This is a genomic window from Anaerovibrio sp. RM50, assembly GCF_000622005.1.
GTDB lineage: Bacteria > Bacillota > Negativicutes > Selenomonadales > Selenomonadaceae > Anaerovibrio.
Genome location: NZ_JHWV01000005.1, coordinates 132,304 through 157,105 on the forward strand (window position 1 = coordinate 132,304; position 24,802 = coordinate 157,105).

Here is a 24,802-nt window from a genome sequence, read left to right on the forward strand (position 1 = left end):
GAGGTCTGAAGCCGAAAAAGTTTCACCGCTGTTCAAAAGCTTAATCCTAATATTAAAGAGGCCCGTTCTGCGGTGTGCAGAGCGGGCTTTGAATTTCAATATGAATCTGACAATCAATTACAGGGTCTTGGAAATCAGGGCCATAAATACCAGATCGGTGCTGGAGGACGCATTCTCAATGCCGTGGCCTTCCCCGTCAGGACAGTAGGTGGTGGTGCCCACCCCAATGGTCATTTCTTTGCCGTTGTCGTTGTAGAGGGCCTCACCCTGAAGAATGTGGTAGGTCTCTGCATTGCCGTGATGTTCATGGAAGCCAATGGAGCACCCAGGAGGAATGGTAACCTTGGCGAACATGTCATTGCCACCCAGCTCCTTTTCCCCTAAGAGCTTCTCAATGGTGATGGTGCCCTTGCCGCCAGCCTTCTTTTCTGCCTTTACGATGTTGCTTGTTAATGTCTGCATAGTTCTTTCTCTCCTTTATTACACAATATGATAACCATATGGTCTGACTTGTGATATATTAATTATAACGCAGTAGTTCAAATTTTTGAAGATTTAAGATAATAGGCAGGGGACTGTTGAGTTTCAATATTCCATGGGACTAAAATTATTTTAATAATATATTTCCGATAAGGGCATTGCTTTTAGCAAGAGCCTCAAGCGATTGCCCATATCGTAATTATTATGTTGTATTATACTTTTTAAAAGCGGGGGAATTTTTTCGCCTGCAAGAGCGGAGTCCACCTGCCGGAGGCTCATCATGGGCACGAAATAAATTAACGCCCCGATGTATGTGCGACCCTGTCGCCTTCGAAGGAAACTATACATTAAGTGCATGATGACTTGGACGGAGCGATGAAGCCGAAAAAGTTTCACCGCTTCTCTCAATCTTTATTGTCCTAATCAGAAAAAAGATACATTGGAGACTACCATGATTTACATTTTAAAATTTGGTGCCAGTTTGCTGATGCCGCCGGGAATATTTATATTAATATTCCTTGTAATGGCAATATGGCTTTGGCGCAAAAATGAGAAAAGAGCTGCTTCCATGGTGGGGGCAGTAACAATAGCATTTTATTTGCTGTCCACCTTCTGGTTTTCCGGCCTCCTTATTGGCTCCTTGGAAAACAAGTATGACATGCCCAAGGAATTTAACGGCGACTGCATTGTAATGCTGGGGGGCGGGGCCCTGGCCGGCACTCCGGCCCTTGATGGTACTGGAACTCTCTCCGGGGCGGCGGGGAGCCGAATGGCCATGGCTGCTGAGCTTTACAGAAAAACTGGTCTTTCCATTATTGTGACGGGGGGGCAGGTATATGCCGACAGCGGCAACGAGGCCCATATTGCCAAAAGGGAGCTGATGCTTCTGGGGGTTCCCGGGGAAAAAATCCTCATTGAGGACCAGAGCCTAAACACCCGCCAGAATGCCCTTTACACTGGGGAAATTATCCGTGACCATGGCTGGAACAGACCTATTTTGGTAACCTCTGCCTTTCACATGGAGCGGTCCGTGCTGAATTTCGAAAAGGAGGGCCTTGAGGTAATACCAGCCCCGGCGGATTTTCACACCAACCGTCCCCAGAGCTTTAATCTGAACAGGCTTCGCCCAAGCTCGGATGCCTTAAGCGACAGCGTGATTTTCATGCAGGAAAAGATCAGAGGTCTTGTAACCAGGTATATTGGGTATTAGTGACATGGCGTAACAATATTTTGCATGGCGTAATGATAGTTTACATAGTGTAACGATATTTTCCCGGACGAAAGAAAGTAAGGTCTTATAATGACGAAAAATTTAACTGAAGGCAGTCCTGCCAAGTTAATATTGTTTTTTACCCTTCCCCTTATTGGCGGTAATATATTCCAGCAGCTTTACGGCTTTGTGGATACCCTGATAGTTGGCCGCTTTCTGGGGGTGGAGGCCCTGGCAGCTGTGGGCTGTACCGGCTGTATAATGTTTCTTACAGTGGGCTTTGTAATCGGCCTTTCGGCGGGGCTTTCCATATTCACTGGCCAGCGGTTTGGGGCCAAGGATTATGAGGGGGTTCATCGCAGTGCCGCCGCCTGTCTGGTACTGGGCCTTGTGGTGGGAGTGATTCTGGCAATTATCGGCTACATTTTTTCCAGGGATGTGCTGGTATTTATGGATACTCCCCCGGAAATACTGGAAGGGGCGGTGGATTTCATTTCCATTGTCTGCGCCGGTATTCCCATTACGGTGGTTTTCATGCTGGAGGCCAATCTCATAAGGGCTCTGGGGGACAGCCGCCGTCCCACCTACATTTTGGCAACAGCCCTTGTCATAAATATTATTGTGGAGCCACTTTTCCTTCTTGTTTTTGAATGGGGAATCCCCGGGGCGGCCTACGGCATTCTGGTTTCCCAGTTTATTGGCGGGGTTATTGTTGTTACCTACATCTGGAAGAAGGTGCCTTATTTAAGGATTCGCCGCCAGGACTGGCATCACATTGATTGGGATTTTATGAAAAAGCACATGGTCATCGCTTTGCCCATGGCCTTCCAGACCTCCATTATTGCCCTGGGTACCATTATCGTCCAGATGGCTCTGAACCGCTTGGGGCCTGTGGCGGTGGCGGCCTTTGCGGCGGCCCAGAAGGTGGAGACCATTGCCCTAATGCCAATGATGTCCTTTGGCATTGCCATGGCGGCATATACGGCCCAGAATTACGGTGCGGGAAAATTGGCCCGCATTAAAAAGGGCGTAAACCAGTGTATCCTCATGTCAGGAGCTTTTAGTATTCTGGTGGGCATATTCAATGTTATCTTCGGCCCAAATTTTATGGAGCTTTTCGTGGGGGCTGATGAGCTGGAGGTAATTGAGCTGGGACAGGTGTATCTCACCACCACATCTATTTGCTATATTGTGCTGGCATTGCTGTTTATTTACCGCAATACCCTTCAGGGGCTGGGTCAGAGCTTCGTGCCAACCTTTGCGGGGATCATGGAGCTGATAATGAGGGCCATTGTGGGCCTTTGCTTCGTTGATACCCTGGGCTTCTGGGGGGCAACTATTGCCAGCCCAGCGGCCTGGTTCGGATCATGTATTCCACTGGCTTTGGCCTATTATTACACCCTGCGCAGAATGAAGAAAAATATCCGCAAAATAAAAGGTGCCCAGATGACCGGAACACCATGAGAAGAAAATCAAATTTGCAAATAATATTTTAAAAATAAACAAGGAATTTTTAACTTGATAGAGAAATATATAAGGTGACAGATATATAAAGGAGGATTATCTATGGAGTTAAAATTAAAATCAGGTTTTACCTTTGATTATGGCAATCTGGTAGGTGAGGGCAAGGTTACCAAGGAAGATGTTAAGGAGCTTGGGGCAAAGATAGATGAGGCCAACAAGGCCATCAAGGTAATGCGGGATGAGGGCATTATCCGGGGCCATCTCTCCAAGGACGGTACTCCGGAGAAAGTTTATTTCTCCCAGCTGCCTTATGTGGAGGAGGGCCATCTCAATTCTCCTGCTTCAATAAAGCATCTCAAGGAGCTGACGGATTCCGTAAAGAATCGGGTGGATGCTGTTGTTTCCTTGGGTATCGGCGGTTCTTATCTGGGTGACAAGGTTATTTTTGACGTGCAGTGCGGCGAATTCTGGAATTCCATGACTGCAGAGGAACGGGGGGGCATGCCGAAGATTTATTTCAGCGGCAACAATATTGACCCACGCCGCACCGGGGATTTGATCAAGGAGCTGGAGCGTTCAGCCCGTTTCGCCAAGTCCCATCTGAAGCGCAAGCTGGTGGTGGATCTTATGGTTATCTCCAAATCCGGCGGTACCCTTGATACCATGTCCAATTTCATGGTTATTTTCGAGGAACTGAAGAAGAATCCGGATATTGAGGTGGAGGTAATTGCTGTTACTGATCCTAACGAGGAAAAGCCTACTATCCTGAAGAAGCTGGCCATGGACAACAACTGGCCTCAGTACAGCGTTCCAGACGGAGTCGGTGGGCGCTTCTCCATTTTCTGTGATGTGGGCCTGGTGCTGGCAGCAGTGTGCGGCTTTGATATTGAGGCCTTCCTCAATGGCGCCAAGGACATGGATATTGCCTGCCAGAATGAAGACGTATGGCAGAATCCGGCTCTGCTTAATGCAGTGCTGAAGTACATTGCCTCTGAGAAATACGGCCGTGATATGGAAGTTATGATGCCTTACGGTGATTATCTTAAGTCCGTTTCCGAGTGGTACATTCAGCTGTTGGCTGAGTCACTTGGCAAGCAGGTGGACAGAAACGGCAAGGACGTATACTATGGACGTACTCCTATTGTGGCTGTGGGTACCACGGATATGCACGCCCAGACCCAGCAGCATCAGGAGGGCAAGCTGAACAAGGTTGTTCAGTTTATCAGAGTGGAAAATTGGGATACGGATTTCGTTATTCCAAACTCCTTCCCTGACGTGAAGAAGCTGGCAGACATTTCCGGGGTTAAAATGTCCCAGGCTCTTGAGGTGGCCCGTCAGTCCAATGCGGATGCACTGGCCTCCAACAACCGCTTCAATGCCCTGTTCTCACTGCCAAAGCTGGATGCCTATCATTTAGGGGAGCTCCTCTATATGCTGGCTCTGTCCATTGCCTACGAGGGTGAGCTGGCAGATGTGGATGCCTTCAACCAGCCTGGCGTTGAGGCCTACAAGCGCATTATGGGACCAAGCTTACAGGCTCTGAAAAAATAACTAAATAGTTCAGTATTATATGGCAGAAATTCGCGAGCGTGTACTCCTTTTGCATGGTCTTTCTGCCAGCATAATATGCCTAAAAGGAGTGGCAAAAATGCAGGGAATAACCGATTTCCTGTCTGAAAAAGCCGGCCGGCATGTATTGCAGTTATTGACGTTGCTTAAGGAAAATATGCTGGCGCGGATCGTATTGTTTACAACGGTCTGCGCCCTTCTTTTTCCAGTATTTGCGGCAATTGATGGCCTGGGAGACTCCTCTCAGGCCATTACTGCTTTTTCAGAGGGGAGTTCCAAGAAGGAAAGTGGCTCAGAGGGGGCCGGATTCAAGGAAATAAAGGGCATAAAGGAGGCCAGGGATTTTCAGGGGCTGAACAACCCCTTTGAAGGACCCCAACGGGAAGGGGTAGATAATGCTAAATTAAGGAGATCTGGGAAGAACGGAGCCGGAAAAGGGGATTTTTCCAAGGGAAATAATAATGGAGAATACGGAGGAGACGGAAGTGATGGTATTGATAGAAGTGGTGGAAGTGACGAAAAGGGTAAATCGAAGAACGGGGGCAGAAATTCCGATAAAAAATCTCTGCCAACGGTGAAGGGAATTGTGGAGGGAACGTGCGGTCTGGCGGTGCTGCTGGAATATGGCGGCAGTCAATACATGTTGTATCCCGGGGATACAGTGGACAATATATCCGTTGAGGCGACAGGAGAAAATGGTTTGAAGGTCAATGTACAGGGGAGAATAATGTGGTTAGAAAAATAATTGTCATGGGGCTTATTACAGTCCTGATAAATGTATTTTGGGGCCTTGGTGCACAGTGCGAGGCCCTGTCCATGCGGATTGCCGATGGCAGCGCGGCGGAGCTTATCCGCTTTGCGGCCAGGGAAGGTGGACTGAATGTAATTATAGACAGCGGGGCGGACAGCCATGTGACCGTAAATTTTCAGGATGTATCGCCCCGGGAGGCCATAGATAAAATCGCTTTGGCCAGCGGCCTCAGTATCAGCGAGCGGGAGGGTACCCTGATTATCGGTCGGGGCAGAAATATTGTCTCCCAGCTGGGTCAGGTCCATGTAATTCCCGTGTCCTATGGGGATTTGGATGAGCTGAAAAGCGAGGTGGAGCTCTATTTTCAAAACAAGAATTTGGGGGAGAACAAAAAAGCTGTCAAGGGATCATCCACGGGGCTAACAGGAAAAAACGGCTCCAAAGGTGGAAATAAGAATAATGACAGCATTTATTTCGACGATAATAATTTTAATAGCTCAAACAATAACAACAGCATCAACAATAGCAATAATAAAAACAGTACAAACAGCACCAACAACAGCAGTTCCAACAAACAGCCCCGGGTGGCAGTGGATATAAATACCCGTTCCCTGCTCATATACGGCACGACCGAGGAAGCCAGGGAAGTGGGGCAGTTGCTGCAAAAGCTGGACATTCCCGCTCCCCAGGTGTCCTTTGAGGCCAAGGTGGTGGCCATGAAACGGGAGGATTTGGAGAAGCTGGGGGTGACCTGGGAGTGGACAAAAATCCCCCATGATTTCACCTACGATGCCACACTGGATCTGCTTATATCCAAGGGAAAGGCCAAGATGCTGTCACGGCCAAACATCGTCACCATGCAGGGCAGGGAGGCAGTCATAAACATCGGCGGGGAGGTGCCTATCCCCGAGGTTTCCATTACAAATACCACAACAACCACCGCCATCAAGTATCGCCAGGCGGGAATATTATTGCAGTGCAGGCCCTTTGTGGACGATGAGGGCTACATTGATTCCCAGCTTAACATTGAGGTCAGTGCCCCAAGCTACGTAAAGGAAATGAACGCCTACAGCTTCCACAAGCGCTCAGCCCAGACCAGAGTTCGCCTGCGGGACGGTGAGACACTGGTTATCGGGGGCCTCATAAGTCGGGAGGAAGTAAAACAGATGCAGAAAATTCCATTTTTAGGTGACATTCCTATTTTGGGGAACTTCTTCAAAGCCACTTCCACAAAAATTACAGAAGAAGAGATTACAATATTTATCAAGGCCACTATTCTGTAATTGGCAGGGGAGTGCAGAGATGAAAATTTTTACTGGCGGGGGAATTTTTTCGCCTGCAAGACTGGAGTCCACCTGCCGGAGACTCATAATGGGCACGAAATATATTAACGCCTCGATGTACGTGCGACCCTGTCGCCTTCGAAGAAGCCGAATATATTGTGCATGATGATTTGGACGGAGACTGCTGAGATGAATATTTTTGGGCGGGGGAATTTTTTCGCCTGCAAGACCGGAGTCCATCTGCCGGAGGCTCATCATGGGCACGAAATATATGAACGCCTCGATGTACGTGCGACCCTGTCGCCTTCGAAGAAGCCGAATAAATAGTGCATGATGACTTGGACGGAGGGATGAAGCCGAAAAAGTTTCACCGCCCTAAACTATTTTTCACGTGCCAGCCAGTGCAAAAGTCCTACAGAAAAAGATGGTAAAAAATGGCTACGGGAAAACACTTCAACAAGCCCCGCAAATGTGATATAATGTTGGAGTGCAGATTGACTGCATTTTTTGAAAGAATGAAGTGAGGTATTAGTAATGGCAATAAGAGTACTGATTGCTGACGATCACGCTCTCTTGAGACAGGGGCTGAAAAGAGTATTAAATTTTGAAGATGATATTGAGGTTGTGGGGGAAACCGAGGACGGCCAGGAAACTCTGGCTAGGACTTTAGTGTTACAGCCTGATATTTTGTTGCTTGATCTTAATATGCCAGGTCTGAACGGTCTGGATGTGGCCAGCCAGCTTCAGGCGGCCAAGTGCAGTACCAAGATTATCGCTTTGACAATACATGACAATGACAACTATGTCCTTGAGATGCTGAAAAATGGTGCTTCCGGCTATCTCCTTAAGGATGTGGAGCCGGATATGCTCATTAAGGCCATTCACACCGTCAGCGAGGGCGGTGCATATATCTATCCGGAGCTGGCGGAGCGTATCTTCGGCAGCATCGTTGTGGATGAGGATATTAACGAAAAGGCCAAGGAGCTGTGGCGCAACGGCCGTGGCGAGAGACTTACCGCCAGGGAGCTGGATGTGCTGTCCTGCATCGCCAAGGGCTTCAGCAATCAGGATATTGCCCAGGCCCTCTTTGTCAGCGAAAAGACAGTCAAGAACCATCTCACAAACATATTCCGCAAGCTTAATGTTAATGACCGTACTCAGGCCCTTATATACGTTTTGAAGCACAATATTATGAAGCTTGACTAAAACAACCTTTGAGCCGTGGCACTGCCTGCTATGGCTCTTTTAATTTGCAGGGAACTGATGTATAATTTAAAAGATGAATGCGGTTCATTAAATTCTTTTATTGAAGATGATAAAATGTATCCAATAAATTTGAAGCTTGATAACAGAAAATGTGCCGTGGTGGGGGGCGGCCAGGTGGCCTGCCGAAAAATCGGTCGGCTGCTGGAAAACCACGCCCTGATAACGGTCATATCCCCCGAGGCTGATGATGAAATTCAGCAATGGGCCGGGGATAAGAGACTTACATGGAAAAAGGAGACTTACAGCAAGAATTTGCTGGAAGGCTTTTTTTGTGTCTTCTGCGCCACGGACAATTTAGAGGTTAACCGACAGGCGGCAATGGATGCCAAGGATTTGGGCATTCTGGTGAATGTGGCCAGCCAGCCGGAGCTTTGCGATTTTACAGTGCCCGGAGTGGTAAAACAGGGACGGCTTCAATTTACCGTTTCCAGTGAAGGGGCAAGCCCCGCCTATACCCGTCTCCTTAGACAGGATTTGGAAAAGCGGTATCATCAGGGCTTTGGGGAAATGGCAGATTTTATTGAGGAACTCCGTCAGGAGCTTATTGGCGAAAGGTCGGGGTACAGGGCTGCCACCTCAAAACAGCGGCAGAAAATTTGGCGTCAGGCACTGACTCCAAAAATAATAGATTTAATTTACAATCACGATTTGGATAGGGCGAAACATGAAATCAGGAATGCAATTAATAGCGCTGGGTCTTAACCACAGAACAGCCCCCGTGGAAGTACGGGAAAAATTCAGCCTTTCACCGGAAACTATCCGTGATGGCCTAAAAAAACTATATAAATACGAGCATCTCCACGAGGCTGTGGTCCTTTCCACCTGCAATCGCAGTGAGATATATGCGGTGGTGAGCCGGGGCTGCAGCAACGCCTTGGCCAGCTTCTGGGGAGATCTGAACAAGACGGAATGCTCCCAGGAGTTTTTCCATCGCTACACCTATAAATACGAGGACGAGGACTGCATTGAGCATTTGCTGCGGGTTACCTCCAGTCTGGATTCATTGGTTATCGGTGAGGGGCAGATTCTCAGCCAGGTGAAGCACGCCTATGCCATTGCCCAGACCGCAGGAGCCACGGGAACTATTTTGAACCTTATGTTCAACAGGGCCATTGCGGCGGGGAAAAGGGTGCGCACTGAGACAAGGATTGCCTTTAATGCGGTATCCGTGAGCTATGCGGCGGTGGAGCTGGCCAAGAATACCTTTGGGGATTTCACCAACTGCAGCGTGCTGCTTTTTGGTGCGGGAAAAATGGCGGAGCTTACTGCCACCCACCTTATGAGCCACGGACTGAAAACCCTGTATGTGGCCAACCGCCACATTGAGCGGGCGGTGCAGCTGGCGGATAAATACGGCGGCACGGCAGTGGATCTGAATGGGGTTTTTGAGCTGTTGGACAAGGTGGATATTATAATCACCTCCACTGGGGCTCCCCATTACGTTATTTACAAGCGGGAAATGGTTCACGTTATGGCCTCCCGTCCGGATAAGCCGCTGATGCTTATAGATATTGCTGTGCCACGGGATGTGGAGCCGGATGTGGGCTGTCTTCCTGGGGTAAAATTATTTAACATAGACGACCTGGAGGCTGTGGTTGACGACAATCTCCATGAGCGCCAGCGTGAGGCCATTAGGGCCCAGCGCATAATCCAGGAAGAGGTGGACGCCCTTTTGGAGCGTTTTAACTACCTTTCCATGCAGCCGGTTATGGCCCAGCTCACGGACAAGGCGGAATATATCCGCCAGCGGGAGCTTAAGCGGGCCATGCGGAAGCTGCCGGATTTAACAGAGGAAGAATACAAGGTGGTCGACAAAATGACCCACATGATAGTGCGCAAGATGCTTCGTGATCCTATGCGCATGGTTAATAATACAGCAGGCACCTCGCGGGAAAGAGTGCTGAAATTTGCCATCCGCAAGCTGTTTAAGCTGCAGGAGGAATCCATAGATGAGTGACAACAAAAAAGAAAAAATCGTAATCGGCACCCGCAGCAGTCAGTTGGCCCTGTGGCAGGCTGATTACATTGCAGACAGACTGAGAAAGCAGTATCCCGGCCTGGTGGTGGAAAGGGTGCTTATGACCACCAAGGGGGACAAGATTCTTGATGCCCCATTGGCGAAAATTGGCGGTAAAGGACTTTTTACCAAGGAACTGGAAACTGCCATGCTTAACGGGGATATTGATATTGCGGTACACAGCCTAAAGGATATGCCCGTGGAGGTTCCCGAGGGACTGAAAATTACCGCCGTTACAAAGCGTGAGGATCCGGGGGACGTGCTGGTAAGCCCTAAATACAAGCTCTTCAGCCAGCTGCCCCAGGGAGCCAAAATTGGTACATCCAGCCTCAGAAGAAAGGCCCAGCTCCTAAGCGCAAGGCCGGATCTTACCATCTGCGACTTACGTGGTAACGTAAATACCCGTCTGAAAAAGCTGGAGGAGGAAAACTTCGACGGCATAATTCTGGCAGCAGCTGGACTGAAGCGATTGGGCTTTGGGGACATGATCACAGATGTGCTTGATAAGAAAATTTGCCTTCCGGCTGTGGGCCAGGGGGCACTGGCCGTGGAGTCCAGAGCTGATGACAAAGAAGTCAATGAACTGGTGGCCTTCCTTAACGATGATGACACATTGACATGCACCAAGGCGGAGCGTTCTTTCCTGAACCGGGTTCAGGGTGGATGCCAGGTGCCTGTGGGAGTATATGGCACCATGAATGATGGCGTCCTCACCGTGGAAGGAGTTATAGCATCCCTTGACGGCAGCAAGGTGTACAGAGACCACATTATGGGCCAGCCAAATGAGGCAGAAAGCCTTGGACAGCAGCTGGCAGACCGCCTTCTGGCAGCCGGCGGCCGCACAGTCCTAAGCGAGTTAGGTATAGAACTGTAGAAAAATATAAAGCGGGGGAAATTTTTTCGCCTGCAAGACTGGAGTCCATCTGCCGGAGGCTCATCATGGGCACTAAATACATGAATGCCTCGATGTAAGTGCGACTCTGTCGCCTTCGAAGAAGCCGAATATATAGTGCATGATGATTTGGACGGAGGTCTGAAGCCGAAAAAGTTTTCCCCGTCTGTAACAATAAAGTTGTAACATAAGGAGATAAATATGGCAGGAAAAGTATTTCTCGTTGGCGCCGGTCCCGGAGACTATCGCCTCTTAACCATAAAGGCAGTTGATTGCCTGAAAATAGCTGATACCGTGGTATATGACCGTCTGGCAGACCCACGCATTCTGCAGTATGCCCCAAAGGACGCCGAATACATCTACGTGGGCAAGGCCTCCAGTCAGCACACCATGACCCAGGACAAAATCTGCCAGCTTCTGGTTAATCTGGCCAAGGAGGGCAAGACCGTAGTGCGCCTCAAGGGTGGTGACCCATTTGTTTTTGGCCGTGGCGGCGAGGAAGCCCTTCTTCTCAAGGAAAACAATCTGCCATTTGAAGTGGTACCAGGGGTTACCTCAGCCATTTCTGTACCAGCCTATGCGGGAATCCCAGTAACCCATCGCGGGGTTGCAGCTTCATTTTCAGTAATTACAGGCCACGAGGACCCTACCAAGGAAACCTCCGACATAAACTGGCCACAGCTGGCCAAGGCCACTGACACCCTGGTATTCCTTATGGGTGTGGCCAACTTGCCCAAAATTACTTCAAAGCTTATTGAAAATGGCAGACCAGCTTCTACCCCAATTGCCATTATTCGCTGGGGCACAAAGCTGAAGCAGCAGGTCTGGACCAGCACTTTGGACGATGCGGCGGACATGGCCAAGCGGGAAGCCATCAAGCCACCATGCATTTTCCTTGTGGGTGATGTGGTTAATCTGCGGAAAGATTTAGCGTGGTTTGATAATGTGGCCATGAAACCTCTCTTTGGCAAGAAGATTCTTGTGACCCGTTCCCGGGCCCAGGCTTCCAAGCTCACCTTCCAGCTGGAGGAGCTGGGGGCAGAATGCCTTGAGGCACCTGCTATTTCCATAAAGGCACCAAAGGATGATTACAAGGCCTTGGACAAGGCACTTGAGAATCTTAATAAATATAACTGGCTTATCTTCACCTCTGCCAATGGAGTGGATCACTTCTGGCAGCGTTTGGAAAAGGTCGGAAAGGATGCCAGAGCACTGGCGGGAGCCAAGCTATGTGCCATTGGCTCAGCCACAGCAGATGCACTTAAGGCCCACGGTCTTGTGGCTGACGTAATTCCTGACCGCTATCAGGCGGAGGGCATTATTGATGCCCTTAAGGGACAGATTAAGGAGGGCACCAAGGTGCTTATCCCACGGGCTGCAGAGGCACGTGAAATCCTCCCAGATACCCTCAGAAAAGCCGGGGCGGAAGTAGATGTGGCCCCAGCCTACGAGACGGTTATGGGAGAAGGCAATGCTGAGGAAATCAAGAAGGAGCTTGAAGCAGGCAATATTGACGCTGTAACCTTCACCAGCTCCTCCACTGTGACCAACTTCCTTAAGCTGCTGGGGGGAGACGCCAGTCTTCTCAATCAGCCGAAGCTTTGCGCCATCGGCCCTATTACCGCCGAAACCATGAAGAAAAATGGCCTTGCAGTAAGTGCAGAGGCCAGGGAATATACCATTGAGGGCCTTGTGGAGGCCCTGAAGGAGGCATTGTGATAAAAAGCGTCTGTACATGATTACAAATTATATTTAAGGAAATGACTATGGTGAAAACAATAAAATATACAAAATTGTCATATTTGTTACAATCTGTGTTGGTATTAGCTACAATGTGTTCTTTATTCTTCGTGACTCAACATGAAGTATCCAGTTCTGGTATAGGGTTGTTTATTCGGAAAAGTATAGTTTGTGCAATTGTAATTTATGTTGTTCAATATATCATAGGATGTTCATTTTTCCATGTAAGATGGTTAACGCAACTATTTGTAATGGTATGGTGGTATGCTTTTTCGTTGTATAAATGCTTTTATATGGGAGTTGGCGATATATTTGAAAATGAAATTTTCATAGGGACATATGGTGCTGCTTTTTTCATTGTGACACAGTATTATTGTGAGAAATTTACGACAAGTAGTGTTTTTTTCGTTTTGGCAGATATTGTGAAATTGCTGTTATGTTCAGTTACTTTTGTAACTTTAATTCACTACAAAATATATGGCTATCCCATAGTATATGAAGAGATGCTGGCCGTATATAATACAACTTACAACGAAGCCGTTGAGTGGATAACAACCTATGTAGGATTGTCAAACTTATTGCTTTTGTTGTTGGTTGGAGGTTTTTTGCTGGTAATTTTGCAGGTAATAAGAAAAAAAGAGATGTATTGTTATCCGCATAGTAATTTACCGAGAAATAAGTTTTTGGTTATAGTTGTTATGATTGCATTGGCGTACTATCCTACAGTTACCCTTGCAGATACGGATTGGGTAAAGGATTATGTGTCGGCTGTTAATTACAGCAATGATATAAAAAATTATGGAGAATATGTGTCTAACTCAATTGAGACTATACAATTATCATCTGAAAAAAAGATTACTACGAATCCACACACAGTGGTGATGGTTATTGGTGAGTCTGCAAGTCGCAATTATATGAAAATATATACACCTGACTTTCCATATGATAATACACCTTGGTTATGTGATTGCAGTAATAATCGTGATTTTATAGTTTTTTCTAATGCTTATGGTTGTCATAGTTTAACGCAACAGGTTTTAGAAAATGCTCTAACAGAAAAGAGCCAGTACAATGAAAAAGATTTTTTAAATTCTATGAATATAATAGATGTTGCAAAGAAAAAGGGGTATAAAACATATTGGATTACCAATTTAGCGGGGGGAGACGGAGCGTCAACATTTTCTCTTGTAGCTTCTCGAGCCGATGTAATATACCGAGAAGCTAGTGAATATGATGATAATATGCTTAAATATCTCTATAAGATTAATCCGGAGGAAAATAATTTTATTGTGTTTCATGGTAATGGAAGCCATGCTTCTTACAGTGCAAGATATCCTGATGGATATACCGTTTTTCATGACAACAGCAGGGAAGCAGAATATTCCAATGCAATTCGATTTGTGGATGATTTTCTGAAGAATGTATATGAGTACGGAAATAATAATTTAAATTTGCAGGCAATGCTATACTTTTCGGATCATGGAGAAAATCTCGTTACTGGACACGGACCTAGTGATCGTTCATTTGATAAAGTTAGAATCCCCATGTTTATATATTTGGGAAAAGAATTTCAAAAGAATAATATGGATAAATATGAGAGTTTAGTTGCAAATAAATCTACTTTCTTTACCAATGATATGATTTACAATACTTTTCTCGGTATTATAAATGCAGAATGTAATTATTACGATTCTGGTGAAGATTTATCAAGTTCACATTATTCACACACTATAGATGATTTATATACTTTTGGGAAAACAGTAAAGATTTTAAAAGATCCGTTCTTGCACTAGGGCGACTTATCAACTTAATTAATAAAAGTTATGACGGTTAATTTATCACATTAAATAGGAGGAATGCCTATGTTAGAGCAGAAGCTGCGCCCACGTCGTATGCGCATCAGTGAAAATGTTCGTGCCATGGTAAGGGAGACATATCTCTCCCCAAAGGATTTTGTCTATCCAATGTTTGTTATCCCAGGGGAAAACAAGAAGGAAGAAATTTCCAGCATGCCGGGTTGCTACCGTTATTCCGTGGATTTAGCGGTGAAGCTGGCCAAGGAAATTTACGAACTGGGTATTCCTTCCGTGGAGGTATTCGGACTTCCGGAGTACAAGGACGAAATTGGCTCCAGTGCCTGGGATATGAATTCCCCTGTTCAGCGGGCCATTAAGACCATCAAGGAAGCAGTTCCGGAGCTGGTAATTATCGGTGACGTTTGTCTTTGCCAGTACACCAGCCATGGCCATTGCGGACAGCTCTGCGGCCATTATGTGGACAATGACGCCACATTGAAGCTCCTTCAGAAGGTGGCTGTAAGCCAGGCCCAGGCCGGTGCAGATATTATTGCCCCTTCCGATATGATGGACGGCCGTGTGGCAGCCATTCGTGAAGCCTTGGACGAAAATGGTTTCATTAATGTATCAATCATGTCCTATGCGGTGAAATATGCCTCGGGATATTACGGACCATTCCGCGATGCGGCGGACTCTGCTCCTCAGTTTGGGGACAGACGGGCCTATCAGATGGACCCTGCCAACAGCCGTGAGGCCATGAAGGAAGTGGAGCTGGATCTGGCTGAGGGGGCTGACATCATTATGGTGAAGCCTGCTCTTGCTTATATGGATATTATTTCCAAGGTCCGTGACCGCATAAATCTTCCAGTGGCCTGCTATAACGTCAGCGGCGAATACGCCATGGTGAAGGCAGCTGCCGCCAACGGCTGGATTGACGAAAAGCGCATTGTGCTGGAGACTCTTACCAGCATGAAGCGTGCCGGCGCCGATATTATTATTACCTATCATGCAATTGATGCCGCCAAGTGGCTTTCAGAGAAATAGTATTTTCAAAAAATTGAAGCGGGGGAATTTTTTCGCCTGCAAGCCGAAAAAGTTTTTCCCGCCTGTAACATGACAATAAGCAGGAAAGGATTATAATATGCTTAACTTAGAGAAATCTGCCGCAGCCTTTGAAGAAGCCAAGCGCTTAATGCCCGGCGGCGTAAACAGCCCTGTCCGTTCCTACAGAAACGTGGACTGCAACCCTCCATTCATCGAGAGGGCTGAGGGCTCCCATATTTACGATATTGATGGCAACGAATACATAGACTATGTTGGCTCCTGGGGCCCAATGGTGGTGGGTCATGCCCATCCCCAGGTGGTAAAGGCCTTGCAGGAAGCAGCCACCCGTGGCACCAGCTACGGTGCTCCTACTCTTATTGAAAGTGAACTGGCCAAGCTGGTAATGGAGGTATATCCTTCCATTGAGGTTATCCGCATGGTTAACTCCGGCACGGAGGCCACCATGAGCGCCCTTCGTCTGGCCCGTGGCTTCACCGGCCGCAACAAGATTTTGAAATTCATCGGTTGCTATCACGGTCATAGTGACAGCCTTCTGGTAAAGGCGGGCTCTGGTCTGGCCACCTTCGGTGTTCCAGATAGTCCCGGCGTAACCCCGGGCACTGCCAACGACACAATTACCATTCCATACAACGATTTTGATGCCTTTAAAGAGGTAATGGAAAAAAGCGGCAGCGAAATTGCTGCTGTAATTGTGGAGCCAGTGGCAGGCAATATGGGACTGGTTCTTCCAAAGCCTGGTTATCTTGACCTTCTCAGAAAGCTCACCAAGGAAACCGGTTCTCTGTTGATTTTTGACGAGGTAATGTGTGGCTTCCGTGCATCACTGGGGGGAGCCCAGAAGGCATACGCCGTTACCCCTGATCTTACATGTCTTGGCAAGATTATTGGCGGCGGTCTCCCAGTGGCAGCATATGGCGGACGACGGGATATAATGAACCATATAGCTCCGGCGGGACCTGTATATCAGGCGGGGACCCTTTCCGGCAACCCATTGGCCATGACTGCTGGTTTGGAAACATTGAAAATTATCACTGAGGACCCTGAGCCAGGAGAGCCGGATTACAGCCGTGTTCTCACCATCAAGACAAAGAAGCTGGTGCTGGGTATCGCCCAGAAGGCCAAGGAAGCAGGGGTAACTTTGCAGGTTCAGCAGGCTGGCTCCATGTTTGGCTTCTTCTTCAACGCCAAGGAAGTAGTGGACTATGAAACCTCCGCTGCCTCCAACCAGGAGGCCTTCAAGGTCTGGTTCAAGGCCATGCTGGAGCAGGGCATCTATCTTGCCCCATCTCAGTTTGAGACCCTGTTCATGTCCGGTGCCCACACCGATGAAGACATCGAAAAAACCATCGAAGCTGCAGGCCCCGCCCTTAAAAAGGTTGCAGAGTTCCTAAAGTAATCATACTGCTGAGTTGAACAATTAACGAAGCGGTGAAACTTTTTCGGCTTCAGACCTCCGTTCTAATCATCATGTATTGAGTGCACAGTCTCCTTCGAAGGCGACACAGTCGCACTTACATCGTGGCGTTAATGTATTTAGTGCCCATGATGAGCCTTCGGCAGAAGAACTCCGGTCTTGCAGGCGAAAAAATTCCCCTGCTTCTCAAAATGTATAATCAAATTTTATTCATTTTTTAATCAGATTTAAATGATATGCTTGTATATGTAAGTATAAGATGTTTATGATAGGGGCAATTGCTTGAAGCGCTAGGGCGAAGGGCGTTAAGAAACTATTTTTTGCATACTTACACATCAAGAAAACATCCATTGTTTGAGCGAAGCGAGTTTGGATTTTTCTTGATGACTAATTGAAGGCAAAACAATAGTTTTAGCCCTGAGGCCCTTGCTGAAAGCAATGCCCCTATCGGAAAAAACTATATATGATATCCCTTTAGCAATCATAATTAGGAGGATTTTGAAATGTTTAGGAAATTATTCAGTATCTTTTTAAGCGGCGTGTTCCTGGTATCTTCTCTGGGCACTGCAGCCGCAGAGGTCCCAAACACCGCCAACGGCAAGCTGGGTGCGGTGGAAACTGTAACCTACGGCCAGGAGCAGAGCGGTGCCATTGTGGAGCGCATTGAAAAAGTGGAGAAGGATTACGAATGCACTGACAACGGCAGCGGCATGATGAACCGCATCAATGCCTTGTACGATGCAACCTTCGACAACTCCAACGGACCATCCCTCATTACCCAGCTCAATGCATTGGAGTGGACCATTTCCCACAAGGTAAGTGCAGACCCTATTCAGAAGCGCATCACTGCCATGGAGCTTGAGATTAACGGCAAGAACTCCGAGGGCTCCATCAAGAAGCGCATTGAAGGTCTGTCCACCTTCGCCTTCGGCAGCACCACTATTCCGTTGACCCAGGTGAATGTACCAGCCAATACTCTGGTAAAGGTTTCTCTCGTTACCCCAATTAATGCCAAGGAATTAAAGAAGGGTGATGTAATTAAATTCCAGGCAGCTGAGGACGTTATTGAAAACGACATGCTTCTCATTACTGCCGGTGCATTGGGTGAAGGCGTAGTTACCGAAGTATCCCAGGCTCAGAATTTCGGCCGCGATGCCAAAATTAATATCGACTTCAAGGATATTGAGGCAGTGGACGGCACCAAGATTGATATGACCCTGGGTGAGGAAGCAAAAGAAAATATGGAGCGCATGGGTATGGCAGCTGGTGCCAGCCTTGCCAGCATGATTATCCTTGGTCCAATCGGTATCATCGGCGGTGCCTTTGTAAAGGGCAAGAACATCAATCTTCCTGAGGGCACTGAGATGTACCTCCAGACCGAAAAGGACAGCACAGTATATGGTATCCCAACCACCAGCGCTGAGCAGTTCTGATTAAAAGAATAAGAAATAGTAATCTCCTCTGGTATGGTTTATCATATCGGAGGAGATTTTATTTTACCAATATCACAAAGTATACAAGAGAAGCAATTTTTGTTAAAATGGGGAGTACTGAAATTATGTCACTATAGTAACAAAAATGTGTTTTGCGGAGGAAATAAAAAAATGCGTTTGAACCGCTTTTTTCAAAATATACAGAGAGATTTAATATTATTTTTATTCCTTTTATTGCTGCTTTGCTTTTATCGTGGCTATTTTATATGGCAGATGTCCGATTACATGACCACTGTGGAGGCATCCGAAATAGGCAAGGCCATGTGGACGGGGCTCCGTTTGAGTTCAAAATCCGCAGGCGCCTTAACCATCCCAGCCTTTGCTTTTTGTACTCTGCCATGTTTAATATTGCCTAAACTGGCAACAGAAAAGCTGCGCCTGTGGTGGGGCGGCCTGGTTTCATTTTTTCTGGCGATTTTATTTCAGGCCCGTTTCCCATATTACAGGGCCTTTCATTCCACATTTGATTTACATTGCCTCATGGGCTGGAACGATGATCGTAATGCTGTGTTTTGGACTCTCGTGGAAGAATATGGGCTAATTTGGAGACTGCTGCTGGCAGTGTTGTTGACAGCAGTTTGCTGGAAAATTCTGCAATATGCCTTGAATAAATTGCATGTTTTGTCTCTGCCCCAATTCACCAGTTTTGTGCAACAAATCCTTGTAGCTACTGTTATGCTGGTGGCAATTGCGGCTTTTGCGGTGTTTGTGCGTTTTGGCGGCAGCTTCACCTACGCTGATGGGGTAAGCTGGCTCAGTGCAGGGGTCACCAATGATGAATTCCTCAATGAATGTATTCTGGATGATATCCAGGCTTTGTATCGGGTGCGGGAATTTGCAGAGAATATGAGGGCTGGTAAAATCGATGGGGTAGATGCTTCACGGATTCGGGAATTTGCCCGCAGTATTAACGGATATAATGGAGAATCGGAGGAGCTTCGTCCTTATCTGGAATGGGAAGCCCAGGGGGCTATACTGCCCCGTCCCCGCCATATATTTATTATAATTGGTGAATCCTGGGCCCAGTGGCCTATGCTGGAAAAATATGAAAACCTGCATGTGGCTGATGGCATAAAAGGGTTGATGGCAGAACCAAATTCCTATTCTACCAGATCATTTTTGCCAAATGGTGAAGGTACAGCCATTGGTATCGTTGGCATTATCACAGGCCTTTCTGCAGTAAATATGGATGCCCAATACCAGCCAAGAAGCTACGATGCACCTTATATTACTTCAATGGCTCCCCAGCTGGAGCGATTGGGCTATCAGGTGGATTTTTGGTACGGCGGCATCTCATCTTGGGATAATATGAATAGATTTACCCTGGCCCAGGGCTTCCATCATTTTTATGGTTATCCGGATTATAAGGCTCCAAGACAAAATGCCTGGGGTACGAAGGACAGCTATATCTTTGATGCTTTGTTCAGGCATCTGTCGGAGGAACCACCCACTGTGCACGTGATAATGACGGTAACCAATCATCCGCCATATGATTTGGATTTAGAGAAGGAAGGCTTTGACTTTGCGAAAACCAGGGATGCAATTGCAGCCTTGGACAATATAGAAGACGTGGAGGACCTGACCACCGAAATGGGACATTATTGGTATATGGATAAGGTGGTGTCAGATTTTGTCCATAAAACTATGGAGGAATATCCGGATAGCTTGTTTATATTGACAGGAGACCATGCTGCCCGTACATCTCCGGGGACCCGGCCTACTGTATTTGAGCATCAAAGTGTTCCATTTGTTTTATACGGTCAGGGCGTGCAGCCACAACTTTTATCTCCCCATGCAGTTGGTGGACATACAAGCATCACTGCAACATTGATTGAATTAATTGCCCCTAAGGGGTTCCATTATTATTCCTTGGCAGAGAGCATGACACGTAATCCTCAGGGGGCTTTCAGTTCCTCCACCTGGATTACTGATAATACCATAGGCTCCTTGACAGGTAACAGGGTAGAGACCATTCCGGGAGGTTCAGCTGAGGATCCACAAAAGGCACGGGGCAAGGTAGATGAAATATTGACAAAAATAAGGACCCTTTCATGGTGGTTGATGGAAAAGGGAACTTCTTTTGAGTAATGCCCAAAAACTCTCCTTAGATTACTTAATAATCGTGCTGAATTCTTGTTTTATCATGGTAAAAAGAGTATCATATAGTAGAGTATGTATGCAATTAAGGGACAGTGGGCTGGCATAATAATATTTTGATCAAATCAGTACACTGATGCCCGTTTAGATAGGGGATAAATATCCGATGAACAGAAATACAAAGGCCCTGCTTTGTGCAGGACTGGTTGCTGCCAATTTGGCTCTGCCAATTACAGCAACTGCTTCAACATATAATGCCAGCACTGACACCAATGCTGATGTGCTGGATTACTTGGAAAATAACAAACGCTCGGCCAGGGAAAATGCCATTTTGGATGAGCAGAAGCAGCTGGTTCATGACGCCTTTGAAATGCGCAAGAACCTTAGGGATCCATTGGATCCCACCAAGAATGTTCCCGTTGCTCTGGAAGGTGACGAGCTCTTCTACGATCAGCACAGCGGTGACTTTTATGCCACTGGAAAAGTAAATATTACATCTCTGGATGCCCAGCGTTTTCAGACAGAGGAAGTAAAGGGCAATCTGGAAAATACAGAGGTAAATGTTCCCGGGAAGGGCCATGTGGTTCAGATGACTCCGGGCCAGGCCAAGATCGTCATGGATGGCTACAAAATTCAGTACAATTATGGCAAAAAGACCGGCAACATGGAGGATGTCAGCGGCAAGATTGACAAAGAGTACATTAAGGGCAAGCGTATTGAGCTGTATCCTGACAAAATCATTGTTTATGATGGCTACATGACAAAATGCTCAGCCCAGCATCCTGATTATCGCAGTACTGCCTCCAAAATTGAGGTTTACCCCGGGGACAAAATGGTCTGCCATGATATGAAATTCTGGCTGGGGGATGTGCCTGTATTCTCTGCCAAGAAGCATACCTTCAGATTGGACAAGGATGACAATAACCTGGAAATGCCACGGGTTGGCTACAACCGGGATGATGGCTGGTGGATAAGCAAGGATTTTAATTATTATTTAACTGATAATTTCTATTTAAATGCAGATGTTATATATACCGGAAAAAACGGATTTCATAGCCACGGTGCCATGATTTATGATAATAATCTGGGTAAATTCGAGCTTATGACCGGTTATTACGAAAGCTCCAGCAATAAGTGGGTTAAGAAGGCACCTTCCTTCAGATATACCAAAGCAATCCCATTAGGGGATTTGCCATTTACGGTGGCCCTGAACTATGAGCGTGGTCATTGGAGTCAGAACAACATCCATAGTATGCACACATATTATGGACTCACTTTAAGCCACGATACCATTGATTTAGGTGGCAATCACAGGCTGGATTTAAGTACCACCTACTCTGTTACTGATGAATCCTACAACCATTCCCGTATTAAGGGTCTTGGCTATGCGGCTCTTTTAAGACGTGACGTGGATGACCGCTGGACATATTACACCAGATACAGCTACACCCAGGCCAACAACAAGAATTCCGTGTTCGATTATGATCTTGATGATTATTCCCGCAAAATGTCTGCAGGCTTTAGCTATAAATTCAATGACAGGGACAGATTTTTAGTGGGAACAGCCTTCGATATGAGCAACTATACCCTTGCGGATATGGATCTTTACTGGTTCCACGAATTCCATTGTCTTGAGCTTATTTCCCGTTATCGGGCCAAAAGACATGAGTTTGGCTTTACCCTGCAGTTCAATCCGTGGTAATAAAGGGGCCGTTATGGATAAGAAGGATTTATTAAATGCAATAGATGAGTTTCAGGGCAGTGAGGTACTGATAATCGGCGACATGATTGCTGATATCTACCTTGAGGGCACTATTTCCCGCATTTCCAGGGAGGCTCCCGTTCTGGTACTGGAGCAGGCCTCGGAAAAGGTGGTGGCTGGCGGCGCCGCCAATGTGGTAAATAATACCGCAACCCTTGGGGGCAAGGTTCATGCCGCAGGGCTTTTGGGGGATGACAGTGGGGCCAGGGGCCTTACTGAAATCCTTGAGGGCCGTGGGGCGGATGTAACTGGCCTTATAAAGGATGCCCATCGTGACACCATTTCCAAGACCCGGGTTATAGCAGGTGGCAGAACCACTGTGAGTCAGCAGGTGGTGCGTATTGACAAGGAAAGCAAAGAGCCCATGTCCCCTGCCCATGAGGCGGAGCTGTCCCGTTATCTGGCAGAGACTATGCCAAGTGTCAAGGGGGTAGTTCTTAGTGATTATGGCAGTGGTACCATTACAGAAAAGCTGAAAAAACAGATTTTTGACTATTGCCATGAGCATAATATTCCCACCATTGTGGATTCCCGCTATGATATTCTCCGCTTTAAAACCGTTGATTTCATCAAGCAAAATGATGCAGAGCTGGCGGCTGCTGTGGGGAGAACACTTAACAACGAGGAAGAGCTTATAGAGGCCGGAAAAGAGCTTCTGGAAAAGCTGGAGGCCAAGGGGGTTCTTATTACCCGGGGCGAACAGGGCATGACCCTATTTATGAGAGGTGGCTCTGTGGACCATATTCCCGTTACTGACAAGAGCGAGGTTTTCGATGTTTCCGGTGCCGGTGATACATGCGTTGCCACGGTTATCCTGGCTTTGGCGGCGGGGATAGACCCTTTGACAGCGTCAACTTTATCCAATGTTGCCTCCGGGATAGCTGTAAGAAAAATGGGCACTTCCACCGTAAGTGCCAAGGAATTAAGAGATTACATCACGAAAAATATGTAAGGGCCATGCCCCTTTGACTTATATTTAGGTACATAATATGCTTATTGATGCTTCGAAAATAGCAGATTTTTGCAAGGTTCTGCGGGAGGGCGGCCAGAAGGTGGTTTTTACCAATGGCTGCTTTGACATTCTCCACGCAGGCCATGTGAGATATTTGAAAAAAGCCCGCTCCTTTGGCGATTGCCTGGTGTTGGGCCTTAATAGTGATGCCTCCGTAAGGCGTATCAAGGGTCCAACCCGTCCCATCAATTGTCAGGAGGACAGGGCAGAGGTGGCTGATGCTCTGGCTTGCGTGGATTACGTGGTAATCTTTGACGAGCCTACGGCGGAAGCCCTTATTACCAGGGTTCATCCCGACGTATACGTTAAGGGTGGGGACTATACCCTGGAGACCCTTCCAGAGGGGCAGATTGTGAAATCATATGGTGGTGAAGTGGAGCTGGTAACCTTGGTTGAAGGCCGTTCCACCACAAATATTATCAAGAAAATCCAGGCAGGTGACAGCAATGGCTAATATTAAGAATGTTTTGGTGGTAAAGCTTAGCGCCATTGGGGACGTGATTCACGCCCTGCCAGTTTCCTATGCCATCAAGGAGACTTACCCTGATGCCAGGATTACCTGGGTAGTGGAGCCACCGGCCTACGATTTGTTAAAGGACAATCCTTACGTAGATAACATCATTATTTTTGAAAAGAAAAAATTTAAGTCCTTTAAGGGCTTTTTGAAAAACTACGGGCCATTTTCCAAGATAATAAGGGCAGACCGCTATGACGCTTCCTTGGATTTGCAGGGCCTCTTTAAGTCTGCAGCCATTGTGTGGAATGCCAAGGCTCGTATTCGTCTTGGTACCTGCAATATGCGGGAAATGAGCCATAAGATTAGTAAGCCTGTTATAGGCCCCAACGCCAGAGGCCATATTGTGGAGCGTTATCTGGATGTGGCCAGGGCCTTGGGCTGTAGGGTGGAAAATGTGGTATTTCCCATGGAAATCACAGAGCGGGACAAAATTGCCGCTGAAGGAGCCATGCAGCAGGAGGGGGCCCGTATGGAGAACCCTTATGTGGTGCTGGCTGTGGGAGCAAACTGGCCAAACAAGCGGTGGCCAACCAGATATTATGCCCAGCTTAGTGACTGGCTCTATGGCCTTAAGATAATTCCCGTAATTATCGGTGGCGGGGCAGTGGATGGTCAGCTGGCCTACGATATTGAGTCAGCGGCAGAAATACCGCCTATTAATCTGGTAGGCAAGACATCATTAAAGCAGCTGGCCTATATTATCCAGAATGCCCAGGCTGTTGTTGGCGGTGACACAGGTCCTGTCCACCTTTCAGCTGGACTTGGCAAGCCAACGGTTATGGTAATGGGCCCAACGGATGCCAACCGCAACGGCCCGTACGGACAGCTGGAAAATGCCATTGAAGCCAACCGCCCATGCAAATATTGCTGGAAGCGGGCATGCCCGAAGGGATTGGAGTGCCTTTCTGTTATTCACCCGGATGCGGTGGAAAAGAAGCTGTTGCAGTTATTACAAAATAATCAAAGGTAAAAAT

The 24,802-nt window shown here is 47.3% G+C and carries 20 protein-coding genes; 19 read left to right on the plus strand and 1 reads right to left on the minus strand.

The window, feature by feature from the left end; genetic code table 11:
- Positions 1–117: 117 nt before the first annotated feature.
- Positions 118–462, minus strand: coding sequence for a cupin domain-containing protein (locus T525_RS0102605; RefSeq protein ID WP_027405907.1), 345 nt, complete (start codon positions 460–462; stop codon positions 118–120).
- A gap of 469 nt (positions 463–931) precedes the next feature.
- Between T525_RS0102605 and T525_RS0102610 the strand changes: the two genes are divergently transcribed.
- The 19 genes from T525_RS0102610 (at position 932) to T525_RS0102700 (ending at position 24,798) form a co-directional block, all read left to right on the plus strand.
- Positions 932–1,690 (plus strand): YdcF family protein, encoded by a 759-nt coding sequence (locus T525_RS0102610; RefSeq protein ID WP_027405908.1) that lies wholly within the window; start codon positions 932–934, stop codon positions 1,688–1,690.
- Between the two features lie 90 nt (positions 1,691–1,780).
- Entirely contained in the window at positions 1,781–3,154 is a 1,374-nt protein-coding gene (locus T525_RS0102615; protein ID WP_027405909.1) for an MATE family efflux transporter, read from the plus strand.
- Positions 3,155–3,256: 102 nt separating this feature from the next.
- On the plus strand, positions 3,257–4,705 hold the full coding sequence (locus T525_RS0102620) for a hypothetical protein (RefSeq protein WP_027405910.1): 1,449 nt from the start codon (positions 3,257–3,259) through the stop codon (positions 4,703–4,705).
- A gap of 97 nt (positions 4,706–4,802) precedes the next feature.
- The gene (locus T525_RS0102625) at positions 4,803–5,468 is read left to right on the plus strand and encodes a hypothetical protein (RefSeq protein ID WP_027405911.1); all 666 of its coding nucleotides are present in this window, start codon (positions 4,803–4,805) and stop codon (positions 5,466–5,468) included.
- Positions 5,453–6,757: a type II secretion system protein GspD gene (locus T525_RS15440; protein ID WP_051533358.1), complete on the plus strand. Its 1,305-nt coding sequence runs from the start codon at positions 5,453–5,455 to the stop codon at positions 6,755–6,757. The genes T525_RS0102625 and T525_RS15440 overlap by 16 nt, the downstream gene beginning before the upstream one ends.
- A gap of 534 nt (positions 6,758–7,291) precedes the next feature.
- Positions 7,292–7,963 carry a response regulator transcription factor gene (locus tag T525_RS0102635; protein WP_027405912.1) on the plus strand — a complete coding sequence of 224 codons (672 nt, stop codon included), beginning with the start codon at positions 7,292–7,294 and terminating at the stop codon, positions 7,961–7,963.
- A gap of 57 nt (positions 7,964–8,020) precedes the next feature.
- Positions 8,021–8,725, plus strand: coding sequence for a bifunctional precorrin-2 dehydrogenase/sirohydrochlorin ferrochelatase (locus T525_RS0102640; protein WP_198022585.1), 705 nt, complete (start codon positions 8,021–8,023; stop codon positions 8,723–8,725).
- The gene (gene hemA, locus T525_RS0102645) at positions 8,688–9,980 is read left to right on the plus strand and encodes a glutamyl-tRNA reductase (protein WP_232219179.1); all 1,293 of its coding nucleotides are present in this window, start codon (positions 8,688–8,690) and stop codon (positions 9,978–9,980) included. Before T525_RS0102640 ends, hemA begins: the two co-directional genes overlap by 38 nt.
- Positions 9,973–10,914 carry a hydroxymethylbilane synthase gene (gene hemC, locus T525_RS0102650; RefSeq protein ID WP_027405915.1) on the plus strand — a complete coding sequence of 314 codons (942 nt, stop codon included), beginning with the start codon at positions 9,973–9,975 and terminating at the stop codon, positions 10,912–10,914. Before hemA ends, hemC begins: the two co-directional genes overlap by 8 nt.
- A gap of 219 nt (positions 10,915–11,133) precedes the next feature.
- On the plus strand, positions 11,134–12,651 hold the full coding sequence (cobA, locus tag T525_RS0102655) for a uroporphyrinogen-III C-methyltransferase (RefSeq protein WP_027405916.1): 1,518 nt from the start codon (positions 11,134–11,136) through the stop codon (positions 12,649–12,651).
- A 47-nt stretch (positions 12,652–12,698) separates the two neighbouring features.
- Positions 12,699–14,465: a phosphoethanolamine transferase gene (locus T525_RS0102660; protein ID WP_198022587.1), complete on the plus strand. Its 1,767-nt coding sequence runs from the start codon at positions 12,699–12,701 to the stop codon at positions 14,463–14,465.
- A gap of 69 nt (positions 14,466–14,534) precedes the next feature.
- Positions 14,535–15,512, plus strand: a complete 978-nt coding sequence (gene hemB, locus T525_RS0102665; RefSeq protein ID WP_027405918.1) for a porphobilinogen synthase — start codon at positions 14,535–14,537, stop codon at positions 15,510–15,512.
- A 97-nt stretch (positions 15,513–15,609) separates the two neighbouring features.
- Entirely contained in the window at positions 15,610–16,929 is a 1,320-nt protein-coding gene (gene hemL, locus T525_RS0102670) for a glutamate-1-semialdehyde 2,1-aminomutase (protein WP_027405919.1), read from the plus strand.
- 521 nt (positions 16,930–17,450) lie between these two features.
- Entirely contained in the window at positions 17,451–18,380 is a 930-nt protein-coding gene (locus T525_RS13985; protein WP_037324914.1) for a hypothetical protein, read from the plus strand.
- 273 nt (positions 18,381–18,653) lie between these two features.
- The gene (locus T525_RS0102680; RefSeq protein WP_232219180.1) at positions 18,654–20,528 is read left to right on the plus strand and encodes an LTA synthase family protein; all 1,875 of its coding nucleotides are present in this window, start codon (positions 18,654–18,656) and stop codon (positions 20,526–20,528) included.
- A 175-nt stretch (positions 20,529–20,703) separates the two neighbouring features.
- A complete protein-coding gene (locus T525_RS0102685) occupies positions 20,704–22,239 on the plus strand; it encodes a hypothetical protein (RefSeq protein WP_027405921.1) in 1,536 nt (511 codons plus the stop codon).
- Positions 22,240–22,252: 13 nt separating this feature from the next.
- The gene (locus T525_RS0102690; RefSeq protein ID WP_037324916.1) at positions 22,253–23,251 is read left to right on the plus strand and encodes a bifunctional heptose 7-phosphate kinase/heptose 1-phosphate adenyltransferase; all 999 of its coding nucleotides are present in this window, start codon (positions 22,253–22,255) and stop codon (positions 23,249–23,251) included.
- 37 nt (positions 23,252–23,288) lie between these two features.
- Positions 23,289–23,765, plus strand: a complete 477-nt coding sequence (rfaE2, locus tag T525_RS0102695) for a D-glycero-beta-D-manno-heptose 1-phosphate adenylyltransferase (protein WP_027405923.1) — start codon at positions 23,289–23,291, stop codon at positions 23,763–23,765.
- A 1-nt stretch (position 23,766) separates the two neighbouring features.
- Complete coding sequence (locus T525_RS0102700; protein ID WP_027405924.1) at positions 23,767–24,798, plus strand: glycosyltransferase family 9 protein; 1,032 nt, start codon at positions 23,767–23,769, stop codon at positions 24,796–24,798.
- The last annotated feature ends 4 nt before the right edge of the window (positions 24,799–24,802 follow it).